Annotated in this window: 25 protein-coding genes; 14 read left to right on the forward strand and 11 right to left on the reverse strand. The window is 42.4% G+C overall.

The features are described from left to right. Positions 1-5: 5 nt before the first annotated feature. The 3 genes from M5X66_RS01520 to M5X66_RS01530 are packed head-to-tail and all read left to right on the forward strand — an operon-like array spanning position 6 to position 2,822. Complete coding sequence (locus M5X66_RS01520; RefSeq protein WP_154599886.1) at positions 6-1,082, forward strand: ABC transporter ATP-binding protein; 1,077 nt, start codon at positions 6-8, stop codon at positions 1,080-1,082. After that, positions 1,072-1,812: an MBL fold metallo-hydrolase gene (locus M5X66_RS01525; RefSeq protein WP_154599887.1), complete on the forward strand. Its 741-nt coding sequence runs from the start codon at positions 1,072-1,074 to the stop codon at positions 1,810-1,812. The genes M5X66_RS01520 and M5X66_RS01525 overlap by 11 nt, the downstream gene beginning before the upstream one ends. After that, positions 1,809-2,822 (forward strand): LacI family DNA-binding transcriptional regulator, encoded by a 1,014-nt coding sequence (locus M5X66_RS01530; protein ID WP_270103822.1) that lies wholly within the window; start codon positions 1,809-1,811, stop codon positions 2,820-2,822. The genes M5X66_RS01525 and M5X66_RS01530 overlap by 4 nt, the downstream gene beginning before the upstream one ends. A 34-nt stretch (positions 2,823-2,856) precedes the next feature. Here the strand turns inward: M5X66_RS01530 and mobB are convergent, their stop codons facing one another. Both mobB and mobA read right to left on the reverse strand, forming a co-directional pair. Next, a complete protein-coding gene (gene mobB / locus M5X66_RS01535) occupies positions 2,857-3,375 on the reverse strand; it encodes a molybdopterin-guanine dinucleotide biosynthesis protein MobB (protein WP_108478748.1) in 519 nt (172 codons plus the stop codon). Then, positions 3,372-3,965 carry a molybdenum cofactor guanylyltransferase MobA gene (mobA, locus tag M5X66_RS01540; RefSeq protein ID WP_036948657.1) on the reverse strand — a complete coding sequence of 198 codons (594 nt, stop codon included), beginning with the start codon at positions 3,963-3,965 and terminating at the stop codon, positions 3,372-3,374. The genes mobB and mobA overlap by 4 nt, the downstream gene beginning before the upstream one ends. 214 nt (positions 3,966-4,179) lie before the next feature. Here mobA and M5X66_RS01545 point away from each other — a divergent pair, with 214 nt between their 5' ends. The 5 genes from M5X66_RS01545 to M5X66_RS18840 all read left to right on the forward strand — a co-directional run bounded on the left by M5X66_RS01545 (position 4,180) and on the right by M5X66_RS18840 (position 9,850). Continuing rightward, positions 4,180-4,449 (forward strand): YihD family protein, encoded by a 270-nt coding sequence (locus M5X66_RS01545; protein WP_006659561.1) that lies wholly within the window; start codon positions 4,180-4,182, stop codon positions 4,447-4,449. Then, on the forward strand, positions 4,450-5,451 hold the full coding sequence (locus M5X66_RS01550) for a serine/threonine protein kinase (protein WP_442959372.1): 1,002 nt from the start codon (positions 4,450-4,452) through the stop codon (positions 5,449-5,451). A 33-nt stretch (positions 5,452-5,484) separates the two neighbouring features. Next, entirely contained in the window at positions 5,485-6,108 is a 624-nt protein-coding gene (gene dsbA / locus M5X66_RS01555) for a thiol:disulfide interchange protein DsbA (protein ID WP_036948659.1), read from the forward strand. 329 nt (positions 6,109-6,437) lie between these two features. Beyond that, the gene (gene polA / locus M5X66_RS01560; RefSeq protein ID WP_154609889.1) at positions 6,438-9,242 is read left to right on the forward strand and encodes a DNA polymerase I; all 2,805 of its coding nucleotides are present in this window, start codon (positions 6,438-6,440) and stop codon (positions 9,240-9,242) included. Between the two features lie 560 nt (positions 9,243-9,802). Next, complete coding sequence (locus M5X66_RS18840) at positions 9,803-9,850, forward strand: hypothetical protein (protein WP_438361642.1); 48 nt, start codon at positions 9,803-9,805, stop codon at positions 9,848-9,850. A gap of 112 nt (positions 9,851-9,962) precedes the next feature. On the opposite strand, the gene yihA is transcribed toward M5X66_RS18840, so the two are convergent. Then, positions 9,963-10,583 carry a ribosome biogenesis GTP-binding protein YihA/YsxC gene (gene yihA, locus M5X66_RS01565; protein WP_036948665.1) on the reverse strand — a complete coding sequence of 207 codons (621 nt, stop codon included), beginning with the start codon at positions 10,581-10,583 and terminating at the stop codon, positions 9,963-9,965. Positions 10,584-10,850: 267 nt separating this feature from the next. On the opposite strand from yihA, the gene ppiA reads away from it, so the two are divergent. After that, a complete protein-coding gene (ppiA, locus tag M5X66_RS01570) occupies positions 10,851-11,423 on the forward strand; it encodes a peptidylprolyl isomerase A (protein WP_036948667.1) in 573 nt (190 codons plus the stop codon). Between the two features lie 87 nt (positions 11,424-11,510). Here ppiA and M5X66_RS01575 read toward each other — a convergent pair whose 3' ends face one another. Next, the gene (locus tag M5X66_RS01575) at positions 11,511-11,690 is read right to left on the reverse strand and encodes a type II toxin-antitoxin system Phd/YefM family antitoxin (protein ID WP_154599889.1); all 180 of its coding nucleotides are present in this window, start codon (positions 11,688-11,690) and stop codon (positions 11,511-11,513) included. Positions 11,691-12,147: 457 nt separating this feature from the next. Between M5X66_RS01575 and M5X66_RS01580 the strand changes: the two genes are divergently transcribed. Further along, on the forward strand, positions 12,148-12,723 hold the full coding sequence (locus tag M5X66_RS01580; protein ID WP_036948669.1) for an aminodeoxychorismate synthase component II: 576 nt from the start codon (positions 12,148-12,150) through the stop codon (positions 12,721-12,723). Between the two features lie 131 nt (positions 12,724-12,854). Further along, a complete protein-coding gene (locus tag M5X66_RS01585; RefSeq protein WP_270103824.1) occupies positions 12,855-14,069 on the forward strand; it encodes an aspartate aminotransferase family protein in 1,215 nt (404 codons plus the stop codon). Between the two features lie 67 nt (positions 14,070-14,136). Here M5X66_RS01585 and M5X66_RS01590 read toward each other — a convergent pair whose 3' ends face one another. Beyond that, positions 14,137-15,588 carry a hypothetical protein gene (locus M5X66_RS01590; protein ID WP_270103825.1) on the reverse strand — a complete coding sequence of 484 codons (1,452 nt, stop codon included), beginning with the start codon at positions 15,586-15,588 and terminating at the stop codon, positions 14,137-14,139. Between the two features lie 192 nt (positions 15,589-15,780). After that, positions 15,781-16,413, reverse strand: coding sequence for a cAMP-activated global transcriptional regulator CRP (gene crp, locus M5X66_RS01595; RefSeq protein ID WP_006813718.1), 633 nt, complete (start codon positions 16,411-16,413; stop codon positions 15,781-15,783). Between the two features lie 323 nt (positions 16,414-16,736). Here crp and M5X66_RS01600 point away from each other — a divergent pair, with 323 nt between their 5' ends. Continuing rightward, positions 16,737-17,141, forward strand: coding sequence for an OsmC family protein (locus tag M5X66_RS01600; RefSeq protein ID WP_036948679.1), 405 nt, complete (start codon positions 16,737-16,739; stop codon positions 17,139-17,141). Positions 17,142-17,220: 79 nt separating this feature from the next. Here the strand turns inward: M5X66_RS01600 and M5X66_RS01605 are convergent, their stop codons facing one another. From M5X66_RS01605 to M5X66_RS01615, 3 genes are read right to left on the reverse strand one after another with little or no spacing between them, the layout of a single operon-like run. Then, positions 17,221-18,087 (reverse strand): phosphoribulokinase, encoded by an 867-nt coding sequence (locus M5X66_RS01605; protein WP_036948682.1) that lies wholly within the window; start codon positions 18,085-18,087, stop codon positions 17,221-17,223. Positions 18,088-18,135: 48 nt separating this feature from the next. After that, positions 18,136-18,354, reverse strand: a complete 219-nt coding sequence (locus M5X66_RS01610) for a YheU family protein (RefSeq protein WP_036948684.1) — start codon at positions 18,352-18,354, stop codon at positions 18,136-18,138. After that, the gene (locus tag M5X66_RS01615) at positions 18,351-19,334 is read right to left on the reverse strand and encodes a hydrolase (protein WP_108478755.1); all 984 of its coding nucleotides are present in this window, start codon (positions 19,332-19,334) and stop codon (positions 18,351-18,353) included. The genes M5X66_RS01610 and M5X66_RS01615 overlap by 4 nt, the downstream gene beginning before the upstream one ends. 113 nt (positions 19,335-19,447) lie before the next feature. Between M5X66_RS01615 and M5X66_RS01620 the strand changes: the two genes are divergently transcribed. Next, entirely contained in the window at positions 19,448-20,053 is a 606-nt protein-coding gene (locus M5X66_RS01620) for a LysE family translocator (protein WP_108478756.1), read from the forward strand. 61 nt (positions 20,054-20,114) lie between these two features. On the opposite strand, the gene murP is transcribed toward M5X66_RS01620, so the two are convergent. After that, positions 20,115-21,584, reverse strand: coding sequence for a PTS N-acetylmuramic acid transporter subunit IIBC (gene murP, locus M5X66_RS01625; protein WP_154609887.1), 1,470 nt, complete (start codon positions 21,582-21,584; stop codon positions 20,115-20,117). Between the two features lie 27 nt (positions 21,585-21,611). Next, the gene (gene murQ, locus M5X66_RS01630; protein WP_036948695.1) at positions 21,612-22,523 is read right to left on the reverse strand and encodes an N-acetylmuramic acid 6-phosphate etherase; all 912 of its coding nucleotides are present in this window, start codon (positions 22,521-22,523) and stop codon (positions 21,612-21,614) included. Between the two features lie 250 nt (positions 22,524-22,773). Here murQ and M5X66_RS01635 point away from each other — a divergent pair, with 250 nt between their 5' ends. Next, a complete protein-coding gene (locus tag M5X66_RS01635) occupies positions 22,774-23,634 on the forward strand; it encodes a MurR/RpiR family transcriptional regulator (protein ID WP_154599893.1) in 861 nt (286 codons plus the stop codon). Positions 23,635-23,724 lie beyond the last annotated feature (90 nt).

A 23,724-nucleotide genomic window follows, 5' to 3' on the forward strand; every position in this document is an offset into this window, starting at 1 on the left:
TTATCATGAAAAAACTTGAACTGATTAATATTGGTAAAAGCTACGAAGGGCATTGCGTGATCCCACAGGTGGATTTAACCATCGATAATGGCGAATTCGTGGTGTTTGTTGGACCTTCTGGCTGCGGGAAATCCACGTTGCTACGTATGATTGCAGGGCTAGAATCCATCACTGAGGGGGAATTGAGACTCAATGGTCAACCGTTGAATGATGTGCATCCCTCACTGCGACAAGTGGCGATGGTGTTCCAATCCTATGCCCTATATCCCCACATGAGCGTGGAAAAGAATATGGGATTTCCGCTGAAGATGGCGGGAATGAGTGCGCGAGAAATTACCCAAAAAGTACGGGAAACCGCCGAGAATTTACAATTAACTCATTTGCTTGACAGACTACCATCGGCTCTGTCTGGTGGGCAGCGTCAACGGGTGGCGATTGGGCGTGCGATTGTGCGTGACCCTGAGTTATTTTTGTTTGATGAACCGCTGTCAAACCTTGATGCGAAGCTACGTGGCGAAATGCGCATTTACTTGAAGCAACTTCATCAAAACTTGAAAGCCACCATGATTTACGTGACTCACGACCAAGTTGAAGCGATGACTTTGGCTGACCGCATTGTGGTCTTAAATCAAGGACGCATTGAGCAAGTAGGTACGCCTGAAACGTTATACCAGAAGCCAGCCAATAAATTTGTAGCGTCATTTATTGGGTCACCGGTGATGAATTTTCTCCCACCGCAAATGTTCGATTCAATCGATATTTCGCTACCTGCTGGAACGGAGTGTATAGGCGTTCGTCCTAATCAAGTGGTGGTGGATAGCCAAAACCCGGATGCCTTTATGCCAATCACGGTGGTGGAGCCTCTAGGGCATTCACGGCTCTACTATGGCCTATTACAAGACAAGGGTTCTCTACAAGGCTTCGGTTCACTACAAGGGCTGCATTTTGTGGTGGAGAGTGACCAGATTTATGGATTGGGGGACAGGTTACCCATAAGCTTATCGGGTTCGACGTTGCACCTTTTTGATGAGCAAGAACAACGGATTGAAATGGCTAAAACAAGGAAAAACCATGCAGCCTAGTTTTCAAATTACGGTAGTGGGAACGGGGGATGCTTATGATAGCGAACGCATCAATGCTAGCATTCTGGTGGAAGAGTCAGGCTACCAATTGCTGGTGGATTGTGGTCCGACGGTGCCTCAAGCGCTGTTTGGACAAATGCATGTGGAAGAATTGGATGCTATCTATTTAACCCATACCCATCCTGACCACTGTTTGGGGCTAACCTCCTTGCTTAACTGGATGGATTCGTACCGACGAAAGCGCCCACTGACGATTATTGCTCAGCGGGAACAATGGGCGCTATTGACGCCGCTTCTTGCTTTTTCATATTGGCCTAAAGCGCAATTAGGTTTTGAGATCATCCAACAAAATAGTGAAGAGATTCAATTTATTGGTGATTGGAAAGTGACAACGGCGTTAACTCAACATTCGGTCAGTAACCGCAGTTTGCACCTGACGGCGAATTCGGGGCGTAGTCTGTTTTATTCAGGGGATGGTGAGATTTCACCCCAAGGGGAACAATTGGCGTTGCAAAGTGATTGGGTATTTTTGGAGTGTGAAACCCTCGATATTCATCCCAGTCATGGCTCTTGGGCATCACTACACCAGCGGTTGCAAAAGTTATCTCCCAAATCTAATAGCCAATGGCGGCTTTATCATATTGAGCCGCGTTACCGAGATAGCCTGCGTGAACATATTGCCGAATATCCGTTTCTTCAGTTGGCTCAGCAGGGGGAATGCTTATCATGATGCAAAATCGCAAAGTGACGGCATCGGATGTGGCGGAAGTGGCAGGCGTTTCCCGTTCGTCGGTATCACGGGCATTTACCGAAGGTGCGAGTATTCACCCGAAGAAACAGCAAAAGATTTTAGACGCTGCGAAGCAATTGGGCTATCAACCTAATTTTTTTGCTCGCACACTGAGTACGCCTAACCAGAAAAAACGTTCCAATATCGTGGCGATCCTTGTCAGTGACTTATCGAACCCGTATGAATCCTATTTGTTTGAAGCCTTATCCAGCGCATTACAAGGGCATGGGAAACAGCCAATGCTATTGAATGTGAAAAAGGCGGGCGACCTTGATGCGGCGATTTTGCAATTATCGGGATATCAAATTGATGGGGTGGTTGCTGTCGTGGGGTCACTGTCAGTCGAGCATTTTCATCAATGTTTAAAACTCTCTTTACCGCTAATTACGCTGGGACGCAGTGATGCTGCGGGATTGGTTCCATCAGTACAAACAGATAACCAATTAGCCGGAGAAATGGCGGCAAAATATCTATTAAGTTTAGGCTTAACTCGGTTGGGGTTTCTGGCTGGGCGTGGAGATGGGCAAGCATCAAATGAACGCTATCAAGGTTTTAAAAACTATTTAATGGCAGCGGGTTATCCTGAGCCAATGTGCTTATCTGCGGGGAGCTATCGTTATCAAGCGGGTTTTGAAGCGGCGTTGCAGCATCAGCAGCAACTACAATCGTTGGATGGCTTATTTTGTGCCGCAGATTCTTTGGCGCTCGGGGTAATGGATTGTTGCCGGCAAAAGTTGAATATCACGGTTTCTGAACAACTCAGGATCGTGGGGTGTGATGATATTCCGATGGCGGGGTGGGAAGGGTATCAACTCACCACATTGGCGCAGCCTGTAAATCGTATTGCCCAGCAAGTGATTACCTTGCTTGAAGGCATTTGGGCGCAGTCAGAGAATCAACCGAATCTTATCAAGCTTGAACCTGAACTGGTTGTACGCAAAAGCGCATAAAAAATGCCTCGAATGAGGCATTTAGAGAGCCAATTTACTGGCTTTTCTGCCACCAGGAAACAATATAATCCGCCACCTGTTCGGGGTTATTGATATCCAATTGTGGCACGTCGGTATCAATAATTTCGTCGCTGGCAACCGCCACGACATACTCGTCAATTAAGCCGTTTAGCGGCTTACCTACATCGGATCGAAATAGCGCGATTTTATCGATGGGCTCACTTTTGAATCCTTCCACTAAGATCAGATCTAGCGAAGCAGGATCAAAGCGGCTAGCCAGATAGCTCAGATTCATTTCATTGCATTCAGGGGTTTCGGTCATTAATGCCCAGCGCTGATTGCTGGCTACTAACGTTTGGGCTGCACCTGCTTTGCGTAATTCATAACTGTCTTTGCCCGGCGTATCAATTTCCATATCGTGATGCGTGTGTTTGATTAAGCCCACACGAACATGACGTAGTCTCAGTAAAGGGATAACTTTCTTGAGCAAAGTAGTTTTCCCGGTGCCACTGTAGGCGGTGATCCCGAGTAGAGGTAACGTGTTCTGGTTCATGATTTTTTTTGTTGTAACTCCCAGTTACGGCTATCTTCCGGCGTATTTAAATTAGCAAATGTGCCGGTTTCAGAGGTAAACATGACGCCTTTTGCATCGATTTCACGCATAAATAGCATCAGTTTGCGATCTCCTCTTGCGAGGTAATCATTCAACGGTTTCTGGAGAGACCGATGGAGTAGGGTAAATGTCGGGTGCTCTCGTTCGTTATCGCAGGCGTAGCAGGCAAGGTGCTCGCCTTTTTCGCGAAACATTTTTTCGGCTAAATCAGTTGGGAATTCGGGAACATCGCAAGGGACAAATAGCAGCCAATCGGTGGTGACCTGATGGAGTGCAGCTTGCATCCCTGCTAAGGGACCCGAAAAATCTGCGGTTAAATCCGTGAAAACGGGCAGCTGGCTTTGTGCATATTCTGCGTGGTGGCGATTAGCGTTGATCATCAATTGACCGACTTGCGGCTGCAAACGCTCAATAATATGGCGGTATAGCGGCTTACCCAATAAAGGAATTAAACCCTTATCTTGGCCACCCATGCGGGTGCCTTTGCCCCCGGCGAGGATCACGCCTGTAATCGACTGACGAAATGACATGTTCAATATCTCTGAAAATCTTAGCGAAAATGTTTTAACGAACTTAAGTAGTTTTTTGAGTATAGTAACAGCTAAAATCTATTCTATTTTCCTATAAAATCAATGAATATTAATACAAGAAACGGTTAAACTTTACTTAGATTGACAACTGTTCCCTTTTTCTCTTGTAGGATTATTGGTAACTTGTATCGAATATTCGTGATAAGGAATAAACATGAAATGCCATCGTTTAAATGAAGTCATCGAACTTCTGCATCCAGTATGGAAGGACAATTCAGATTTAAATTTAGTGCAATTACTGCAAAAACTGGCAGATGAAGCGGGTTTTAAAGGCAGTTTATCTGAACTGACAGACGACGTATTAATTTATCATCTAAAAATGCGTGGCACTGACAGCAATGCGGTGATCCCCGGTATTCAAAAAGATTACGAAGATGATTTTAAAACGGCCATTCTACGTGCTCGTGGCATCATAAAAGATTAAATGAACATGGATTTAACAGAACAATCGAGCTTCCATTTTAGTGGGATCTCCCCTGATTTGATCCTTGATGCGCTGATGGAAGCGGGGATTTACCCAGAATCAGGGCTGACAGAGCTTAACAGCTACGAAAATCGCGTTTACCAATTTCAGGATGAAAATCGCCAACGCTATGTGGTGAAATTTTATCGTCCTGAGCGCTGGAACCGTTCTCAAATTCAAGAAGAGCATGATTTTACCCTTGAGCTACAAGATGAAGGCTTATCGGTGGCTGCGCCTTTAGAATTTGCCGGACAAACGGTATTAGAGTTTGGTGGGTTTATGTTTGCACTCTTTCCGAGTATCGGAGGGTGCCAATATGAAACGGATAATTTATTCCAGCTTGAGGGTGTCGGTCATTTATTAGGACGAGTGCATCAAATCGGTAAACAGCGAAACTTTGCATTTCGTCCGACTCTTGGTGTGGATGAGTATCTTGACCAACCGAGAAATATTATCGCCGCCAGTTCATTAATTACTGAACGTGATAAAGCACCATTGATAGATTCATTGGATAAGTTGATTGCCCAAGTTAAAGCCCTGTGGCCTGCTCAACAATCTTTTATTCGCCTGCAAGGGGATTGCCATCCTGGCAATATTTTGTGGCGTGATGAAGCGTGGCTGGTGGATTTTGACGATGCACGCAATGGTCCTGCGGTGCAAGATTTATGGATGTTGCTTAATGGTTCACGCCAAGAGCAGATTATCCAACTGGATACGTTATTAGAAGCGTATAACGAGTTTTGTGATTTTGATGTACGTGAGTTAAAGCTGATTGAACCGCTACGTGCGATGCGAATGGTGCATTATTTAGGATGGATCCTTCGTCGCTGGCAAGATCCCGCTTTCCCGAAAGCATTTTCTTGGATCCAATCTGCTGATTTTTGGCAAAAGCAATCTATCGAGTTTGCACAGCAAACTGAACGGTTGTTAGATGCTCCTTTGCAATTGAACCCGCAATTTTAATATTTAAGACTATGTTTTTGGAGAAAGTTTTCTATGAAAAAAATCATGTTGGCTTTGATTGGTATTGCCATGTCTTTTGGTGCTGCGGCAGCAAATTATTCAGAAGGTAAAGAGTACACGGATGTTAAGCCTCCGGTACAAGACTTACCGCAAGTTCTGGAGTTTTTCTCATTCTACTGCCCACACTGCTATCAGTTTGAAAGCATCTACAAAGTGCCACAAACGGTAGAGAAAAACCTGCCAGAAGGTGTCACTAAAGCGCGTTATCACGTTGATTTCTTAGGCCCTCTAGGTGCTCAAATGACTCAAGCGTGGGCTGTGGCGATGGTGCTGAAAGTTGAAGATAAAGTGACGCCAATTCTGTTTGAAGGCATTCAGAAAACCCAAACGATCAATACCCCTGCGGATATCCGTAATGCGTTTATTAAAGCGGGTGTAACAGGTGAAGAATACGATGCAGCACTGAATAGCTTCGTCGTGAAATCGTTAGTTGCTAAGCAACAAAATGCCGCACAAGATTTAAAACTGCGTGGCGTGCCAGCGTTATTCGTCGATGGTAAATATCAAATCCGTAATAACGGAATTTCTGTCGATAACGCAGAGGATTATGCTAAAGAATACTCAAAAGTTGTGAACTTCTTAGTCAGCAAAAAATAATCAATGAAGATAGCGGCAACTTGCCGCTATCTTTTTATTTACTGATTGTCCGTTATCAATATCCACAATTCGACCATCCCCCCTGATTTGCGATAAATCAAAGCCTCATTAGCTAACTTATTGATTTTATTTTATTGTTTTCTTCTTGCAATTCTCTTACTCATTGAATCTTTTAGATAACTAAATTTTACTCACAAAGTTATCCACAGGAAGTTATCGCATAAGAAATGGGATAACTCAGCGGGAAATTGAATCTCAAGGTGTATCTGAAGCCACAATGTGGCATCCTATCCCCCATTCATTCCCGATAAAAAAGATGATGACAGATTATGGCTCAGATTGCTGAAAATCCCCTTATTTTGGTAGATGGCTCTTCCTACCTGTACCGTGCTTATCATGCATTCCCTCCATTGACCAACAGCGCTGGTGAACCTACCGGAGCGATGTATGGCGTGTTGAATATGCTGCGTAGCCTAATCATGCAATATACCCCGAGTCATGTGGCGGTTGTCTTTGATGCTAAGGGAAAAACGTTCCGTGATGAACTGTTTGAAAGCTACAAATCCCATCGCCCGCCAATGCCGGATGATTTACGTGCTCAAATTGCACCATTGCATGAAATGGTGGAAGCCATGGGGCTGCCGCTGCTAGTGGTGCCTGGTGTGGAGGCTGATGACGTCATCGGTACGTTGGCGCGTGAAGCCAGCAGTAAAGGGATGCCAGTGCTGATCAGTACGGGCGATAAAGATATGGCGCAGTTGGTTGAACCGAATATCACTCTGATCAACACAATGACCAACACCATCTTAGGTCCTGAAGAAGTGGAAGCGAAGTATGGGGTTCCACCAAGCCTAATTATCGACTTTTTAGCCTTAATGGGGGACTCATCCGATAATATTCCGGGTGTACCGGGTGTCGGTGAAAAAACCGCATTAGCATTATTGCAAGGTATTGGTAGCTTAGACGACATCTATAAAAACTTAGATGCGATTGCTCCACTCGGTTTCCGTGGCTCTAAAACCCTCGCACCAAAAATGGAAGAGAACCGCGAACTCGCACTGTTATCTTACCAACTGGCGACGATTAAAACGGATGTTGAGCTAGAAAAACCGTGTGAAGAACTCAAAGTGACGGAACTGGATGCGGATAAACTTCATTCACTGTTTAGCCGTTATGAATTTAAACGCTGGTTGGCCGATGTTGAAAATGGTAGCTGGATGGACGGCAAAGGGGGGAAACCAACTAAAGCCGCAGAAAGTTACCGTGCACCAGCAAGCCAGCCTGCGGCAAAATCTAAGCCTGCCGTCCCAACACTATGTGCTGAAAATTACCAAACAATTCTCGATAAAGAACAGTTAGATAGTTGGGTGAAAAAACTCAGCGAAGCGACGCTGTTTGCCTTTGATACAGAAACTGACAGCCTTGATACCCAAGAAGCTCGTTTAGTGGGTATGTCTTTTGCTATCGAAGCTGGTCATGCCGCGTATTTACCTGTCGGGCATGACTATCTTGATGCGCCAGATCAGTTGCCTTTAAAAGACGTTTTGGCAGCGATGAAGCCTATCTTAGAAAATGAGAAAATCGGCAAAATCGGTCAAAATCTAAAATACGATGCGGAAGTGTTATTAAATTACGATATTTCGCTAAAAGGCATCGCGTTTGACACTATGTTGGAATCTTATGTATTGAACAGTGTGGCAGGCATGGGACGTCATGATATGGACAGCCTTGCAGATCGCCATCTCAACCATAAGACCGTGAGTTTTGAAGAGATAGCGGGTAAAGGCAAAAAGCAGTTAACCTTTAACCAAATTCCATTGGAACAAGCGGCAAACTATGCGGCGGAAGATGCGGATGTGACATTGTTACTGCATCAAGCGCTGTATCCACAACTGGAAGCAGAGCCAAAATTAGCCCACGTTTTCCAAAATATCGAAATGCCGTTGGTGCCTGTGTTAGTGCGTATGGAACGTAAAGGTGTGCTGATTGACGCGGCGGCATTAGGGGCGCAGTCTCAGGTGATCACCGCGCGTTTAGCGGAGTTGGAAAAACAGGCGTTTGAGTTAGCGGGTGAAGAGTTCAATCTGGCATCTCCGAAACAGTTGCAGACGATTTTATTCGAAAAGCTGCAATTGCCAGTTATCAAGAAAACACCAAGTGGCGCTGCTTCAACCAACGAAGAAGTGTTGGAAGAGCTGGCATTAAACCATGCACTACCAAAATTACTGTTAGAGCATCGTAGCTTAGCGAAGCTAAAATCCACCTATACGGATAAGCTGCCGCTGATGATTAATCCAAAAACTCATCGCGTGCATACCTCTTATCACCAAGCAGTAACAGCGACGGGACGTTTATCTTCCCGTGACCCGAACTTGCAAAATATTCCAGTGCGTACCGAAGAAGGTCGACGTATCCGCCAAGCGTTTGTGGCGCGTGATGGCTACAAAGTGATGGCAGCGGACTATTCACAAATTGAATTGCGTATTATGGCGCACCTTTCCCAAGATAAAGGCTTATTGAAGGCGTTTGCGGAAGGGAAAGATATCCATAGAGCCACCGCAGCCGAGGTATTTGGTGTTCCGTTAGAGGAAGTCACCAGCGACCAACGCCGTAGTGCAAAAGCGATTAACTTCGGTTTGATTTATGGCATGAGTGCATTTGGTTTGGCTCGCCAGTTAGGCATCCCACGTGGAGAAGCACAACGTTATATGGATCTCTACTTTGAGCGTTATCCAGGTGTGCTGCGTTATATGGAAAATACCCGCCTGCAAGCGTCTGAACAAGGTTATGTTGAGACATTAGAAGGGCGTAGATTGTATCTTGCCGATATTAAATCTAGCAATGGTATGCGCCGTAAAGCAGCAGAACGCGAAGCGATCAATGCTCCAATGCAAGGTACAGCAGCTGATATCATCAAAAAAGCGATGATAGCAGTAGATAATTGGCTCGAAACCGAAAAACCAGATGCAGATATGCTCATGCAGGTGCACGATGAACTGGTGTTTGAAGTCAAAGAGTCCGAGTTAGAGAAGGTACAAGCGAAGGTTCAGGCGCTGATGGAGCAGAGTATGACGCTGGATGTTCCTCTCAAAGTGGAGGTGGGTGTCGGCTCGAACTGGGACGAAGCGCACTAATACTCGTCATATTTCACGCTGTGGCTGTGTTGGTTTCACTCAGCCACTTGGGTCACATACTTGTGTATGCTCCCCAAGCTGTCTTCGCTCACCGCCTTGCCACAACATGAACTATTTAGAGTATTGGTTGGTAAAACGATCTTAGAAGTAAAAACTAAAAGCAAAAGCAAAAGCAAAAGCAAAAGCAAAAGCAAAAGCTAAGAGTTAAGTAGAAGATAATGTAAGGCACCCCAAAGGTTGGAGACAATTTTTGGGGTGTTTTTTTATGCTTAGAATATTTTTTATAGTGGTATTTACGCAGAAATTTGGAGGCGTTTTATTCCCTTTAAATTGCACATAATTCATGGGTAAAACACTGAATTTTAAATATATCGTTGGGATAGCTAAGGTTGTTATTATGCGACTTAGATCTCATAAATATGTAGTAAAAATACGTTTTTAGCGAATTATTAGGCAATTTGCAGGGCTGAATCGTAGTAAGCTTTGAAAAAAAACTACAAAAAGCCTTTTTTTCGAGCGGAAAATAAAGTACATTATCAGGCGTAGGGTACAGAGGTAAGATGTTCTATCTTTCAGACCTTTTACTTCACGTAATCGGATTTAGCTGAATATTAGCTGCTCCAGTCAAGTTTTTGACTGGAGCATTTTTTTTGCATAAATTTTGATGCGCTAACGGCATAGACCGTTGTACGCCGAATGGGCGTACAAGGAATGAAAAGATTATTCTGCGGCGTTACTGTACCAACTGTCGAGTTTGATACGTAATTTATCGATACCCATTTTTTTCAGTGCAGAAAAATATTCCACTTCAATATCGCCTTCCACTGATAACGGCGCTAATGCTTGGCGAACTTCCATTAACTGTTTCTTTCTTGCGCCTGAAGCGAGCTTATCCGCTTTGGTGAGTAGAACAAGAACAGGAATGCTCATGGCGACTGACCATTCGATCATCTGCATATCGAGGTCTTTTAATGGATGACGGATATCCATCAAAATCACTAACCCTTTGATACATTCTCTTTTCTGTAAATATTCACCGAGAGCTTGCTGCCATTTGCGCTTCATCTCTTCAGGTACTTCGGCATAACCGTAGCCCGGAAGGTCAACTAGGCGAATGCCCTCTTCAACTTCAAACAGGTTGATAAGCTGAGTTCTTCCCGGTGTTTTACTGGTTCGCGCTAAGCTTTTTTGCTGTGTTAATGCATTTAATGCACTGGATTTGCCCGCGTTAGATCGGCCAGCAAACGCCACCTCAATGCCCGTATCTTTTGGTAGATGACGGATATCGGGGGCACTGATGACAAATTTTGTCATGTGGTAGTTGTGGTTTTTAATTGCCATTGGTGGTTCTCCCTGAGTAGCCTCAAAAGGCTGGGGGATTATAGCGACTGAATAGCATACAAACAACAAAAGGGGGATATTTGGTGCGATATCTATTTGAGAATGACATTAAGCGAAGGTTTTTTCATTAAATGGCTCTACAATTAATTTAATTCAGCAAAATTTAACTATTTGGCGTAAATATAGGTAAATCTTTAGCAATTACTCCCGCTTCGCTCTAGAATTGGGCATTAATATGTTTTTGGGTATTAACAAAAGGGATCTTGAATGTTGAAACGAATTTTTGTGCCATTATTGGCAATCTGTGCAATGAGCACAACTTCTCTTGCATTAGCCGCGGGTGAAACTTACGTTAAATTAGTCACCTCCGCAGGTAATATTGAATTAGAACTCAATAGTAAAAAAGCCCCTGTTAGTACTGAAAACTTCCTGCAATATGTTAATGAAGGCTATTACAACGGTACAACCTTCCACCGTGTTATTCCTGGATTTATGATCCAAGGCGGCGGTTTTAATAAAGAATTGCAGCAAAAACAAGCCCGTGCACCAATCGCTAACGAAGCTGATAATGGATTACGTAATTTACGTGGCACTATTTCAATGGCTCGTAGCGCAAATAAAGACAGTGCAACCAGCCAATTCTTTATTAATGTTGCTGATAATGCGTTTTTAGATCATGGGCAACGTGATTTCGGCTATGCGGTATTTGGTAAAGTCGTTAAAGGAATGGATGTTGCAGACAAAATTTCTAAAGTGAAAACAGAGAACGTAGGCCCATATCAAAATGTTCCTGTTGAACCTATTACGATTATTTCCGCGGAAGTGATTAAAAAGCCTTAATATCATTTCTAATAAAGAGGGTGGTTTATTGCAATCATCCTCTTATCTACAAAGCCTTTCTTTGCATTTTTTCTTACACTCTTTCCATTATAAGTCATCCCAACTCACTTCTATTTCATCATCATCCATGCGTGCGATTGCTTTTTCTAATAGGAGTTGATCGCCAAGTTTTTCTACCATTAGCTCGAATAAATCAGTAGGTACGCAGTAGAAGATCGCTTTGTTGTGGCTCAAAATGGCAACAGGCTCTCCATTTGATTCATTCATTGCGGCGGAGGGATTTTTTTAAATTCGCTAATTGATGATGTTTTTTTAGCAAGAAGCGTTTTGGTATACATATACATAGCAACCTCTAAAATTAGCACTAAATATGGAGCTTATTTTAGAGTGAAAAAAAATATTGTACATGAAATACACAACATGAAGGGCAATCTAATTTAGTCTGGCTGCTGCTATTTTATTCCATTGTATTTAAAGCAATTATTATCAAATTTTGAATGTTGTTATATTCTTGTGAATATAATCCCATGATTTTTATATGGAAATTTTGTACTGAAAGTGGGTTACTTGACGTAAATAGGCTATTTTCCTGTCTTGGCTGTGCTATGATAGCCGCCCTTTGTGATAATTTATGGTTTTTGGGACGCGTTCTAATTGCTAACCGCCACGAATTATGCATAAACAAAAAAACTTATAATGATAAAAATCAGTCGGATAGGCTACTATGCTTTTACTTATTGATAATTACGATTCATTTACATACAACTTATACCAATATTTCTGCGAACTAGGGGCGGAAGTGCTGGTGAAACGTAATGACGAAATTACCATTGAAGAAATTGAACAATTGGCTCCAACCCATTTGGTCATTTCACCGGGTCCTTGCACGCCTGATGAGGCAGGGATTTCTCTGGAAGCGATAAAACATTTTGCCGGAAAAGTGCCCATTTTGGGAATCTGCTTAGGTCATCAAGCCATTGGGCAGGCGTTTGGTGCCTCTGTCGTGAAAGCGAGAGAAGTGATGCACGGCAAAACGTCATCTATCCACCATAATCATCAAGGGGTATTTAAAGGACTTAATCGGCCTTTAACGGTGACTCGCTATCACTCTTTAGTGATTGCGGCAGAAACACTACCAGCCTCTTTTGATGTCTCCGCATGGTCACTGAATAACGGGGATATCGATGAAATTATGGGGATCCGCCATAAAACCCTGCCAATTGAAGGGGTTCAATTCCATCCTGAAAGTATTCTCAGCGAACAAGGTCATGAGTTGTTGAGTAATTTTCTCAAATATTAGTAGTTGATTTTCGCGAATAGCAAAATTAATTATGCATATTTTACCCTTGCCTATTGCTCTTTATTGATTTTTTATTCATATTTGATGCTTATATTTTCACTTAGGCATTCGATAAAGAGCAGGTGAGGGGTATGTCAGAACAACACGAAGTCAATCGGCAAACTTTTGATCAGGTTATGTTACCTATTTTTTCGCCAGCTGAATTTATTCCAGTTAAAGGCGAAGGTAGTCGCGTTTGGGATCAGCAAGGTAAAGAATATATTGATTTTGCAGGTGGGATCGCGGTTTTAGCGCTTGGTCATTGCCATCCAAGTTTAGTCGCTGCTGTTCGTGAACAAAGCGAAAAACTGTGGCATGTGAGCAATGTTTTTACCAATGAGCAGGCGTTAAAGCTGGCTCAAAAATTAACCAAAGCAACATTTGCAGACCGTGCATTTTTTGTGAACTCTGGCTCTGAAGCGAATGAAGCCGCATTCAAGTTAGCGCGTCGTTATGCCATCACCAAATATAGCCCATATAAAACGAAGATCATTGCATTCAAGCAAGCGTTTCACGGCAGAACATTATTTACTGTCTCAGTTGGCGGACAAGCGAAATATGCCGATGGATTCGGTCCAAAACCTGCGGATATTATTCATGTGCCTTTTAATGACCTTGATGCCGTTAAAGCCGTGATCGATGAAAATACCTGTGCAGTGGTTTTGGAGCCAGTTCAAGGGGAAGGCGGGGTAACCCCAGCAACATCAGAATTTCTGCAAGGAGTTCGTAAGCTTTGCGATGAAAATAATACATTACTTATTTTTGACGAAGTGCAAAGTGGAATGGGGCGTACGGGGAAATTATTCTCTTATATGCACTATGATGTCGTTCCCGATATTTTAACCACAGCAAAAGCCCTCGGCGGCGGCTTCCCGATTAGTGCGATGATTACAACCGCTGAAATTGCTAAGACTATGGAAGTGGGCTCACACGGAACCACTTATGGTGGTAATCCGCTGGCGTGTGCGGTGGGTAATGCCGCTTTTGATATTATCAATACCGATGAAGTACTTGATGGGGTTGCTAAGCGCCGTGAGTTATTTGTCGCCCATTTAAACAAGCTTAATGACCAATATGGCATTTTTGCTGAAATTCGTGGAATGGGCTTATTAATTGGTGCAGAACTAAATGGCAAATTACTGAATCGCTCAAAAGATATTCTACAAGCTTGCGCGGCTGAAGGGCTGATGATGCTGAATGCGGGTACAAATGTATTGCGCTTTACACCATCACTGATTATTTCTGAAGATGAAATTAATAGCGGTATGGCGAAGTTAGAAACGGCAATTAGTAAGCTGCTGGCTTAATTGTATTTTTATAGTGACAGAGACGAATTTGCCTCTGTCACTGAGCATTTTATCAAGCTGTTACTCGCTATTTAAGCTTAGCTAGTTCCGTTTTAAGCATCGCAGAGTGAGCTTTTTCATTGACTATTTGTTCGCCTAGAACATTTATATCATGTAAGGTTTTTTGGATTTTTTCAAAACTTGTATCTAATTCTTTAGTATTTAGTTTCCCATCGTTTAATATTTTTTTTTGTGGATTTTCATTTAAATTAAACGTTTTGCTAATATGCTTGTCTCGTAATATAGTTGCTCTATTGATATATATTTTTCCATTAGATTGATATGTTTTTTTCTTTGAATTCACGACAGAATGTGTTTTTTTCTGAGGTGCCTCTGTATTTTCTGCTTTTTTGTTTTTTAACTCATTATTTTTTTGAGTGGTAATATGATCGTTTTCTATATGCATCTTTGTTATTTCTTCTGAACTATATTCTGATTCCTCCGTTATTTCTGAAAAATAGCTGGATGAATTGGAGCTTAAGCTACCATTACTCTTATAAATGTTGTTTTCAACGGTGATATTTATGCTTGAATTTTGATTTCCTTTAAAATTGTCACGTTCATTTTTTAATTCATTAACAACTCTGTTCATCGTTTCAATAGTGGCGTCGAATTTTTTATCTCTTTGATCACTCGGTGATAGAATGCATTGGTCAATTAAGTATTTGAAAGATTTTGTATAATTAAATTCACTTTGTAAGTTGCCTATATTTTCGGGATTAGTTTTTTTTATTTTGAGTATGTCCTTTTCTAGGGTGTGAATTACACTCTGTAGATCTTTAATTTTATTAAATTTATCTTTTTCCTTGCCTGTAAATGATATTGGTGGGTTTTTTACGTCGTTTAGCATTACTACATTTTCTTTGTGAGTTTTTTGTATTTCAACCGTTCCTTCTTTATTATAAAACTTAACGTTGTATAAATCTTTTTCTCTGGGAATTATTTTGTTCACAATGACTAAAGCTTGAATTTTCCCTGTTGATTTTACTTTCTCAATAGATTCATAGAAAAAATGCTTTAACTTATTGATGCCAAAATCTTTAATTAAAAAATGGCTATTTTTTATATTCACTGTTTGTTTGCTTGAATTGCTGATTTCCATTGGTGTGTTATCCCATTTAATGTCTTTTGGTGAAGTATTGTTTTTGTCTAAATTAATAATAGAGAGTGGTGCTGAGTGATTTCTATTATCTTCATAAGGTGGGAGTGTATATATATCTGTTAGAATAGCTTTTTCCTGATTAACTGGGAATTTAATAAACTGACTAGGAAGTAAATATTCAATATTCATACCACTTTTAATTACATTGGAGATTTCATTTGCTTTTGCTAATAAGTCAGGAGATATAAAAGGTGTTTTTGTACGAGGCTCTATTAGAGAAGATTTATTTTTCGTAACAAGGTTTTCTTCTGAACTACTTTTCTTATTGATTGTGTTAAGTGGTGTTGATTTTGTAGAATTCTGGGAAATATGTGGCATAACTAATAATCTCCAAATAATGATTAACTCTCACTATCTTAGTTCGATAATTAGCTAGAAGAATATAAAGAAACGACACTCGTTACTGAGACGATATAAACTGAGCTATAAGTAAAAAAATAGCTTTGTACGTGAAGTATAAAGCTATTTCAATACGAAGCCTCACCAAGAAAGGTGAGGCTGACAGGTAAATTAGCGAGTGCCGTAAACAACAATCGTTTTGCCGTGTGCGGAGATTAAGTTTTGATCTTCCAGCATCTTTAAAATACGACCGACAGTTTCGCGAGAACAACCTACGATTTGACCGATTTCCTGACGAGTAATTTTGATTTGCATACCGTCTGGGTGAGTCATCGCATCAGGCTGTTTAGCTAAATTCAACAATGTTTGAGCAATACGACCAGTAACATCTAAGAATGCAAGGTTACCCACTTTTTCGGATGTGGTTTGCAAACGACTTGCCATTTGCGCAGAAAGGCGCATCAGGATATCTGGATTGACTTGAATCAGCTGACGGAATTTCTTGTAAGAAATTTCCGCGACTTCGCAAGCAACTTTCGCGCGAACCCACGCAGTACGTTCTTGCCCTTCTTCAAATAACCCAAGTTCGCCAATGAAATCTCCCTGATTGAGGTAAGAGAGAATCATTTCCTTGCCTTCTTCATCTTTGATTAAAACAGCCACTGAACCTTTAACAATGTAGTAAAGGGTTTCTGCTTTTTCACCCTGATGGATCAGAGTGCTCTTGGATGGATACTTATGAATATGGCAGTGTGACAAAAACCATTCAAGAGTAGGGTCTGTTTGTGGCTTGCCGAGAACCATTAGCGTTATCCTCTGTATGTTATTGCAACCTTTCGAAAAGTAGGGAAAGGCTGACTTTAAAGTGTCTAGCTTAGCATACTAAGTCACATTGATGCCTATTATTAATGCTGCTCTAGGCTAACGTAAATTAATATCAATTGTATAATATAATCAATTAAATCGTTGAGTTTTGATCTTAATCCTATCAACTGACCATTGTTTGTATCATATCCAATGCCGAAAGTCTTCCCTGTATCGCTTCAGCCTAATAATGCTGATATAACATTGTCTAGATATATGGAACAATGTGACGATAAATATCACTATTTTCGAGAGGAATAAAAATGGAAGCACGCGTAAAGTGGGTTGAAGGGCTCTCTTTTCTAGGTGAGTCGGCATCAGGTCATCAAATCATGATGGATGGTAATGCGGGCGATAAAGCACCGAGTCCGATGGAAATGGTTTTAATGGCGGCAGGCGGATGCAGTGCGATTGATGTGGTTTCTATTCTGCAAAAAGGTCGTCAGGATATTGTTGATTGTGAAGTGAAATTAACTTCACAGCGTCGTGAAGAAGCCCCTCGTTATTTTACGGATATCAACCTGCACTTTATTGTGACGGGACGTGAATTAACGGACAAAGTGGTGGAGCGTGCGGTTCAACTTTCGGCTGAAAAATATTGTTCCGTTGCTATCATGCTAGAAAAAACGGTTAACGTGACTCATAGTTTCGAAATTAAAGCGCCGTAATTGTTTTCTTGATATTAAGATGCTTATCGATAATTAAGATAAGCATCTTGTTATTTATCTCTTTAATGAGAGTGTCAAACTACCCATTTCGCTGTTTCATTAGCTTTTCCACTAATGGCATCATAATAAGCTCCATTGCGAGTCCTAATTTCCCACCGGGTACTACAATGGTATTCATCGCTGAAATAAATGAGCCATTTAACATGGATAATAAATAAGGAAAATCGATCTGCTCTAATCCTCTAAAGCGAATAACGATAAAACTTTCGTCTTGTGAAGGTATTGCTTTAGCAGAGAAAGGGTTAGAGGTGTCAACGGTAGGAACCCGTTGGAAGTTAATATGAGTACGAGAAAACTGTGGTGTAATATAGTTAATATAATCCCCCATCGAACGGACTACAGAATCCATTACGGCTTCACGAGAATGCCCTCGCTCGGTGGTATCGCGGATCAATTTCTGGATCCATTCAAGGTTAACAATCGGTACTACACCGACAAGTAAATCAACATGCTGAGCAACATCATGCTCCGGGGTGACTACGCCACCATGTAATCCTTCATAAAACAGCACATCGGTATTAGCGGGTAATGGCTCCCATGGCGTAAATGTGCCGGGTTGTAGACCATAAGGCACGGCTTCATCGTAAGTGTGTAAATATTTCCGAGATTGACCGCCACCCGTTTGGGCATAATCAATGAGGGTTTGTTCCAGTAGAGAAAAATCATTGGCTTCTGGGCCGAAATAACTGATATGGCGCCCTTGCTCGCGAGCTTTACGAATAGCCATATCCATTTCAGGACGGGTATAACGATGAAAACTATCCCCCTCAAGGGTGGCAGGGCGGATATTTAATTGATGGAAAATTTTACGAAAAGCTTGGCTCGTTGAGGTTGTTCCTGCGCCACTCGAACCCGTCACTGCAATAATCGGATGCTTCTTCGACATAGTGGACTCCCTGTTTTACGCCATGACCACTATTTTTGAGAAACAGCGCTACGGGCGAAACTGGTTATTAGGCATGAAATTTACCGATTCATGTAACTCAGACCAGACTAGCACAATTTCGCCGGAAACTAACTGCCGTTTCACATCATCCACTTTGTCCTGTAAGCTTTTTTCGTGAACGCCATAATCAGTTCCTTCGCGTAAAACGTAACTCTCGATAAGATTTTCGAGGGTTTCAGGGGCGAGATCTTTCCACGGAATAATCATGATTTTTGCTCATTCAAATACGCAGTTAGCCACAGAGGGATGCGAGTTTCTAACCACATTTGTGGTTTTCTAAAACTACCGCCGACAAAGCCGACGTGCCCACCATGCTCCGTCATTTGGTATTCAATATTTTCGGGTAAATGGCTTAAATCAGGCACGACTTCGGGCGCCATAAACGGGTCGTCTTTCGCGTGAATAATCAGGGTTGGCTTAGTAATTTGAGATAACTTAGGTAGCGCACTGCATTTTTGGTAATAATCAGCAGCGTCATCAAAACCATGAATACGCGCGGTGATCACATCATCGAATTCACGAATGCGTTTTAACTGTTTAAGCTGCAACAAATTAAGAGGAAGTGAACCCGGATAACGCACCAGTTTGCGGGTGGCGTTACGTTTCAATCCATTTAATAGGTAACGTTGATAGAGCTGAGAAATTCCTTTCTCCATTTTCATGGAGCAGGCTTCAAGCATTAATGGCGCCGAGACAACGACGCCAGCATCTAATTCAGCATTCTCACCGTTTTCAGCTAAATAACAGGCGAGCATATTACCGCCAAGGGAATAGCCTACCGCGGCGGTGGGGGCATCACCCCATGTCTGTTTTAGCCAATGTAAAAAATAGCGTGCATCACTGGTTTCACCGGAATGGTAAATACGTTTTTGGCGATTAGGTTCACCACTGCATCCTCTAAAATGCATGATCACGCCGAGCCACCCTTGTTTCTGGGCGCTTTCTAACATCCCGTGGGCATAGGGGCTTTTAAAATTTCCTTCCAACCCATGAAAAATCACTAAACGAGGCTTTTCGCTCGCTTGTTCTGGGTTTTCACTCCAAGCAAGATCGATAAAATCACCGTCAGGCAATTCTAATCGCTGCCATGTTGGGATAATTTTCGGGGTACGGCGAAAGATCCTTGGCAATAAGGTTTGGAGATGTGGGTTCTTTGCCCAACTCATAGGGCGGAAATTTTCTGACATGGCCTTATTTTTTATTTAGTGGAACGCTTGTGAGTGACATAACATACTGTTATTTTTCTGTGATGCAAGTAAACAAATCTAGAAACAAATTTAGGTTGAGGAACATAGTGTAAATGACTCTGGGGCTAATTTTTTCGCTTTTTACGTTTTTATTCATTGCAGCAGTCACACCCGGCCCTAACAACATGTTGTTGACCTCTTGTGCAGCTAACTACGGTTTTCGTCGCAGTATCGGATTATTATTAGGAATAATGCTGGGCATGCAGTCAATTTTATATTTGTCTGCCTTCGGTGTTGCCGCGCTATTACTATTATATCCTGCAATTCATATTGTGCTGAAAATCATTGGTAGCGTTTATTTATTATGGCTAGCGTGGAAAACAGCCACTGCCAGTTACGAGCCACTCAAAACAGACAGCAAAGCCTCTAAAAGCGTTACTTGGTTTCAAGGCGGACTGTTGCAGTTCTTAAACCCGAAAGCATGGATGATGGGGCTAGGCGCAGTAGGGAGTTTTAGTCTTCCAGGCGAGTTATTTACTCAGTCTATTATCGTGATGAGCATCGCGTTTGTGATTGTGAATTTCGTCGCGGGCTTGATTTGGATGGGCTTTGGTTCCTTGATCGGAGTTTTCTTACGTAGCCGCCGCGCATGGTTTATTTTTAACCTAGTGATGGGGATACTGACCGCAGCGTGTGTACCGTTAATTTGGCTGGAGTAAGTTTTTCTACGAGAAAAAAGGCACGTTAGGTGCCTTTTTGCTTTTCAATCCACACTATTCTCTAGTCCAAATCGACATTTTTACTGCCAAATAGATAAGTGAAAATAAACCCGCATAGATAAGAGACTAAGACACCGCCTGCATACACTGCCATTGCAGGAAGCACGCCTTGATCTGACGTCATCAACGGAATAGCGATTAGCCCTGAAGGACCGAATACAGTATTTAACCCAACAGGTAAACCCATCCACGCGACCGCTCCGATAAAGAAACCACCAGCAGCGCCCCCTAAACAAGCGGTGACAAACGGTTTCACGCGCGGTAACGTCACCCCGTAAATTAATGGTTCACCAATGCCTAAGAAGCCGGGGAATAGGGCACCACCAATTTGACTACGGGTAACAGAGCCTTTTTTGGCTTTCACGTACAGCGCTAATGCGGCGCCTACTTGACCCGCACCCGCCATCGCTAAGATTGGGAATAACGAGTTAAACCCTTGAGCTTCAACTAACGCGACATACACCGGAATAAAGCCTTGGTGGACACCGAACATTACCGCAATTAAGAACAGACCCGCTAAGACGGCTGTGCCGATAGGGTTTCCGTTTAAATGCATGAATAGCCAAGACATTCCTTCGAATAACCACACACCGATAGGCATAATGAAAACAAAGGTCGCAGCACCGACGATTAACAGCGTAATCGTTGAGGTTAGAATAATATCCAAGCTGGCTGGAATAATTTTGCGTACTTGTTTTTCAACCCAAGCACCAAAAATACAGGCAATTAGGATCCCGATAATGTTGCCTCTCGGGTCGATATACCAACCAAAGAAGTCTGTCATGCCGGAATAGAAGCCTTTAGTGGCCGCCGGGTCGTAACCTAAAATAAACAGCGCAGCGATAATGGCACCGTTAACACCGCTTCCTCCAAACGCTTTTTGGGCATTATAACCAATCAACAATCCCATAAAGGTGAATAACCCTTTACCGAATACACTCATATACGCAATTAAGCTTTTGAGATGGGCAAGTTGGGTTGAATCCGCAGGAAATAAGTTTTGGTTCGCCGATAATAATGTGAGCAATGACGCCAAGCCCATTAATAGACCTGCGCCAATAAAGCCCGGAATTAATGGCGTAAAAATAGTCGCAAATTTAGATAGAAAGCGGTGAACGGCGCTGGTTTGTTTCTTTTTCATCTGCTGTTTATTGGCAGAAGCAATCTCTTTCAGATCTTGGGTCGCGTTAGCGTCATGAGCTTCATCCGCTTCGCCATTTTCTAACATTTGCTTCATTAAATCCGCGGCTGTTTGGGCTTTTCCTGGACCCAAAACAATTTGCAGCTGGTCGTCACTTTCAATCACGCCCAGTACGCCGGGGATTTTTTTGATTTCGGTTTTATCGATAAACTGATCATCATGTAAGGTGAGCCGTAAACGCGTCATGCAGTTACCGCACTGCTTGATATTACGACCGCCCCCCACGTGTTGCAGGATCTGCTGTATCATTTCATTTGTTATTTTAGCCATACTGTTTCTCTCATAGAGATCCGCTGATTAGACGGATTTTGCGATGTTGAGGGCAGTGCGAATAAAGCCATGATTTTTAGCGAGCAATTGACGAGCTTCATCGGCATTTAAGCCAGATAAAATCATCAAAATCGCTGTCTTACAGTGTCTATCACATTGTTGTAATGCAGATTCTGCGCTTTGGCGGTCACATTCAGTTGCTTCCATCACAATCTTAGTCTGGCGTTCAATGAGCTTGGCGTTAGTTGCCTCCACATCTACCATTAAATTGCCAAAGACTTTACCGATGCGGATCATCGCCCCTGTGGTGATCATATTTAAAATCAGTTTTTGTGCGGTTCCCGCTTTCATGCGCGAAGAGCCAGTGACAACTTCAGCACCCACAATCGGGGTGATGGCAATGTCAGCAGCTTGGGAAACAGGGCTATCAGGGTTGCAGCTAATTGAGGCAACGGTTGCACCTAAGGAGCGAGCATATTTCATGGCTCCCAGAACATAAGGCGTGCGACCACTAGCGGCGATGCCAACTAGAATATCTTTTTGATTAAAATCGATATTCTTTAAGTCTTGCTCTCCTAACTCGGGTTTATCTTCCGCATTTTCAACTGCACGGAAGATGGCTTGGTGACCACCAGCAATCAGCCCAATAACTTGTTCATGAGGGGTTCCATAGGTCGGTGGACACTCACTGGCATCGAGGATCCCTAAACGTCCCGAAGTACCTGCACCGGAATAAATCAGACGACCACCTTGCTGGAAAGCTGCCGCAACTTTATCGACCAATTCTGCAATTTGCGGTAAGGTTTTTTCGACAGCCAAAGGGACTTTTTTATCTTCATTGTTGATTACTTGAAGCATTTCAATGGTAGATAATTGGTCAATGTGGGTACTGGCTTCGTTACGGCTTTCCGTGACCATCTTGCTTAAATCAATCGACATAGTAATAACTCCTTAAACGTATCATGGGGGTATGCTATGGAATTATTTATTCCTTTGATGTGATGGTTATCACGGTACTATCTATTCTCTGTTGCCAATATAAGCGAATAAATTTGGTCGCTTATTGCTCGATAAAATAATATTTATTTGAATTTAAATGATTAAATGACAAGCATTGAGTTTTTATTGAAGGAATAATTTATTTGTAAATTTATTCTGTTGATGAGGCTTTATCTTTTTGAGGGTTACTATGACACTACTCGATACCATCACGTACCTCTTGCCGCGATTAGCGGAAAATCAACGCAAAATTGCACAATTTATCTTAGAAAGTCCGGAAAATGTGCTGAAACTGTCGTCTTCGCAGTTAGCGGAGCAGTTGGGGATCAGTCAATCCGCTATTGTGAAGTTTAGTCAAAAATTAGGTGTAAAGGGGTATCCCGCGCTGAAATTGGCGTTGAGTGAAATTATTGGCCGCCAACAGCAAGAGTTGGGGGAGCCTCACAGTGCGTTGCATAACCGTATTACTCAAACGGATAGCTTGATGGTGGTCGCGCAGAAGCTGGCATTAGAGAAAAATTATTCCATCACAGAAACAACGAAACGCCTTGATTTTAAACAGTTTGAAAAAATTATTGAACGTATAGACAGTGCGCAACGTGTGCAGATTGTTGGGATTGGTGGCTCTGGGCTCACTGCGAAAGATTTAAGCTATAAACTTCAGAAAATCGGTATTACCACTCTCGTGGAGCCGGATCATCACGTTCAAATTGCTGCCGCCTTAACCTTGACGCCGAAAGATGTGCAAATTGTTATTTCCTTCTCTGGAAAGCGTAAAGATATGCTCACTGCCGCGAATATTGGGCATCAAAATGGTGCTTGTGTTATCGCTATCACGCGCTCCAAAGATTCACCCCTCGCTCAAATGTCAGACTATATGTTGGAAAGTGTGGCGGAAGAGAACGAATGGCGGAGCTCATCAATTTCGTCAAGAACGGCACAAAATACCCTTACCGATTTGCTGTTTATGGCGTTGTTACAAAAACGGGAAGATAAAGCGAAAGCATTGGTGATGAATGCCAAAGTGATGATTAATAAACTTGACGAATAGCTATTAATGTCTCGATAACTTTGCAAAATAATCTTATCTGCGTTAAGACTAAAGGAGGCATTATTTAGCTTAAAATAATTCATTGAGGGA

Origin of the sequence: Providencia sp. PROV188, from assembly GCF_027595165.1 — a bacterium.
Lineage (GTDB): Bacteria > Pseudomonadota > Gammaproteobacteria > Enterobacterales > Enterobacteriaceae > Providencia > Providencia lanzhouensis.

What these genes read in the sequence shown, in the direction of transcription:
- M5X66_RS01550 (WP_442959372.1), top strand. Translation starts at nt 4,450, where the DNA reads ATGAACATGGATTTAACAGAACAATCGAGCTTCCATTTTAGTGGGATC.
- M5X66_RS01620 (WP_108478756.1), top strand. Translation starts at nt 19,448, where the DNA reads ATGACTCTGGGGCTAATTTTTTCGCTTTTTACGTTTTTATTCATTGCA.
- M5X66_RS01600 (WP_036948679.1), top strand. Translation starts at nt 16,737, where the DNA reads ATGGAAGCACGCGTAAAGTGGGTTGAAGGGCTCTCTTTTCTAGGTGAG.
- dsbA (WP_036948659.1), top strand. Translation starts at nt 5,485, where the DNA reads ATGAAAAAAATCATGTTGGCTTTGATTGGTATTGCCATGTCTTTTGGT.
- M5X66_RS01635 (WP_154599893.1), top strand. Translation starts at nt 22,774, where the DNA reads ATGACACTACTCGATACCATCACGTACCTCTTGCCGCGATTAGCGGAA.
- murQ (WP_036948695.1), bottom strand. Translation starts at nt 22,523, where the DNA reads ATGTCGATTGATTTAAGCAAGATGGTCACGGAAAGCCGTAACGAAGCC.
- mobA (WP_036948657.1), bottom strand. Translation starts at nt 3,965, where the DNA reads ATGTCATTTCGTCAGTCGATTACAGGCGTGATCCTCGCCGGGGGCAAA.
- mobB (WP_108478748.1), bottom strand. Translation starts at nt 3,375, where the DNA reads ATGAACCAGAACACGTTACCTCTACTCGGGATCACCGCCTACAGTGGC.
- M5X66_RS01530 (WP_270103822.1), top strand. Translation starts at nt 1,809, where the DNA reads ATGATGCAAAATCGCAAAGTGACGGCATCGGATGTGGCGGAAGTGGCA.
- M5X66_RS01585 (WP_270103824.1), top strand. Translation starts at nt 12,855, where the DNA reads ATGTCAGAACAACACGAAGTCAATCGGCAAACTTTTGATCAGGTTATG.
- crp (WP_006813718.1), bottom strand. Translation starts at nt 16,413, where the DNA reads ATGGTTCTCGGCAAGCCACAAACAGACCCTACTCTTGAATGGTTTTTG.
- M5X66_RS01590 (WP_270103825.1), bottom strand. Translation starts at nt 15,588, where the DNA reads ATGCCACATATTTCCCAGAATTCTACAAAATCAACACCACTTAACACA.
- M5X66_RS01575 (WP_154599889.1), bottom strand. Translation starts at nt 11,690, where the DNA reads ATGAATGAATCAAATGGAGAGCCTGTTGCCATTTTGAGCCACAACAAA.
- M5X66_RS01525 (WP_154599887.1), top strand. Translation starts at nt 1,072, where the DNA reads ATGCAGCCTAGTTTTCAAATTACGGTAGTGGGAACGGGGGATGCTTAT.
- M5X66_RS01615 (WP_108478755.1), bottom strand. Translation starts at nt 19,334, where the DNA reads ATGTCAGAAAATTTCCGCCCTATGAGTTGGGCAAAGAACCCACATCTC.
- yihA (WP_036948665.1), bottom strand. Translation starts at nt 10,583, where the DNA reads ATGGCAATTAAAAACCACAACTACCACATGACAAAATTTGTCATCAGT.
- ppiA (WP_036948667.1), top strand. Translation starts at nt 10,851, where the DNA reads ATGTTGAAACGAATTTTTGTGCCATTATTGGCAATCTGTGCAATGAGC.
- M5X66_RS01605 (WP_036948682.1), bottom strand. Translation starts at nt 18,087, where the DNA reads ATGTCGAAGAAGCATCCGATTATTGCAGTGACGGGTTCGAGTGGCGCA.
- M5X66_RS01610 (WP_036948684.1), bottom strand. Translation starts at nt 18,354, where the DNA reads ATGATTATTCCGTGGAAAGATCTCGCCCCTGAAACCCTCGAAAATCTT.
- murP (WP_154609887.1), bottom strand. Translation starts at nt 21,584, where the DNA reads ATGGCTAAAATAACAAATGAAATGATACAGCAGATCCTGCAACACGTG.
- polA (WP_154609889.1), top strand. Translation starts at nt 6,438, where the DNA reads ATGGCTCAGATTGCTGAAAATCCCCTTATTTTGGTAGATGGCTCTTCC.
- M5X66_RS01520 (WP_154599886.1), top strand. Translation starts at nt 6, where the DNA reads ATGAAAAAACTTGAACTGATTAATATTGGTAAAAGCTACGAAGGGCAT.
- M5X66_RS01545 (WP_006659561.1), top strand. Translation starts at nt 4,180, where the DNA reads ATGAAATGCCATCGTTTAAATGAAGTCATCGAACTTCTGCATCCAGTA.
- M5X66_RS01580 (WP_036948669.1), top strand. Translation starts at nt 12,148, where the DNA reads ATGCTTTTACTTATTGATAATTACGATTCATTTACATACAACTTATAC.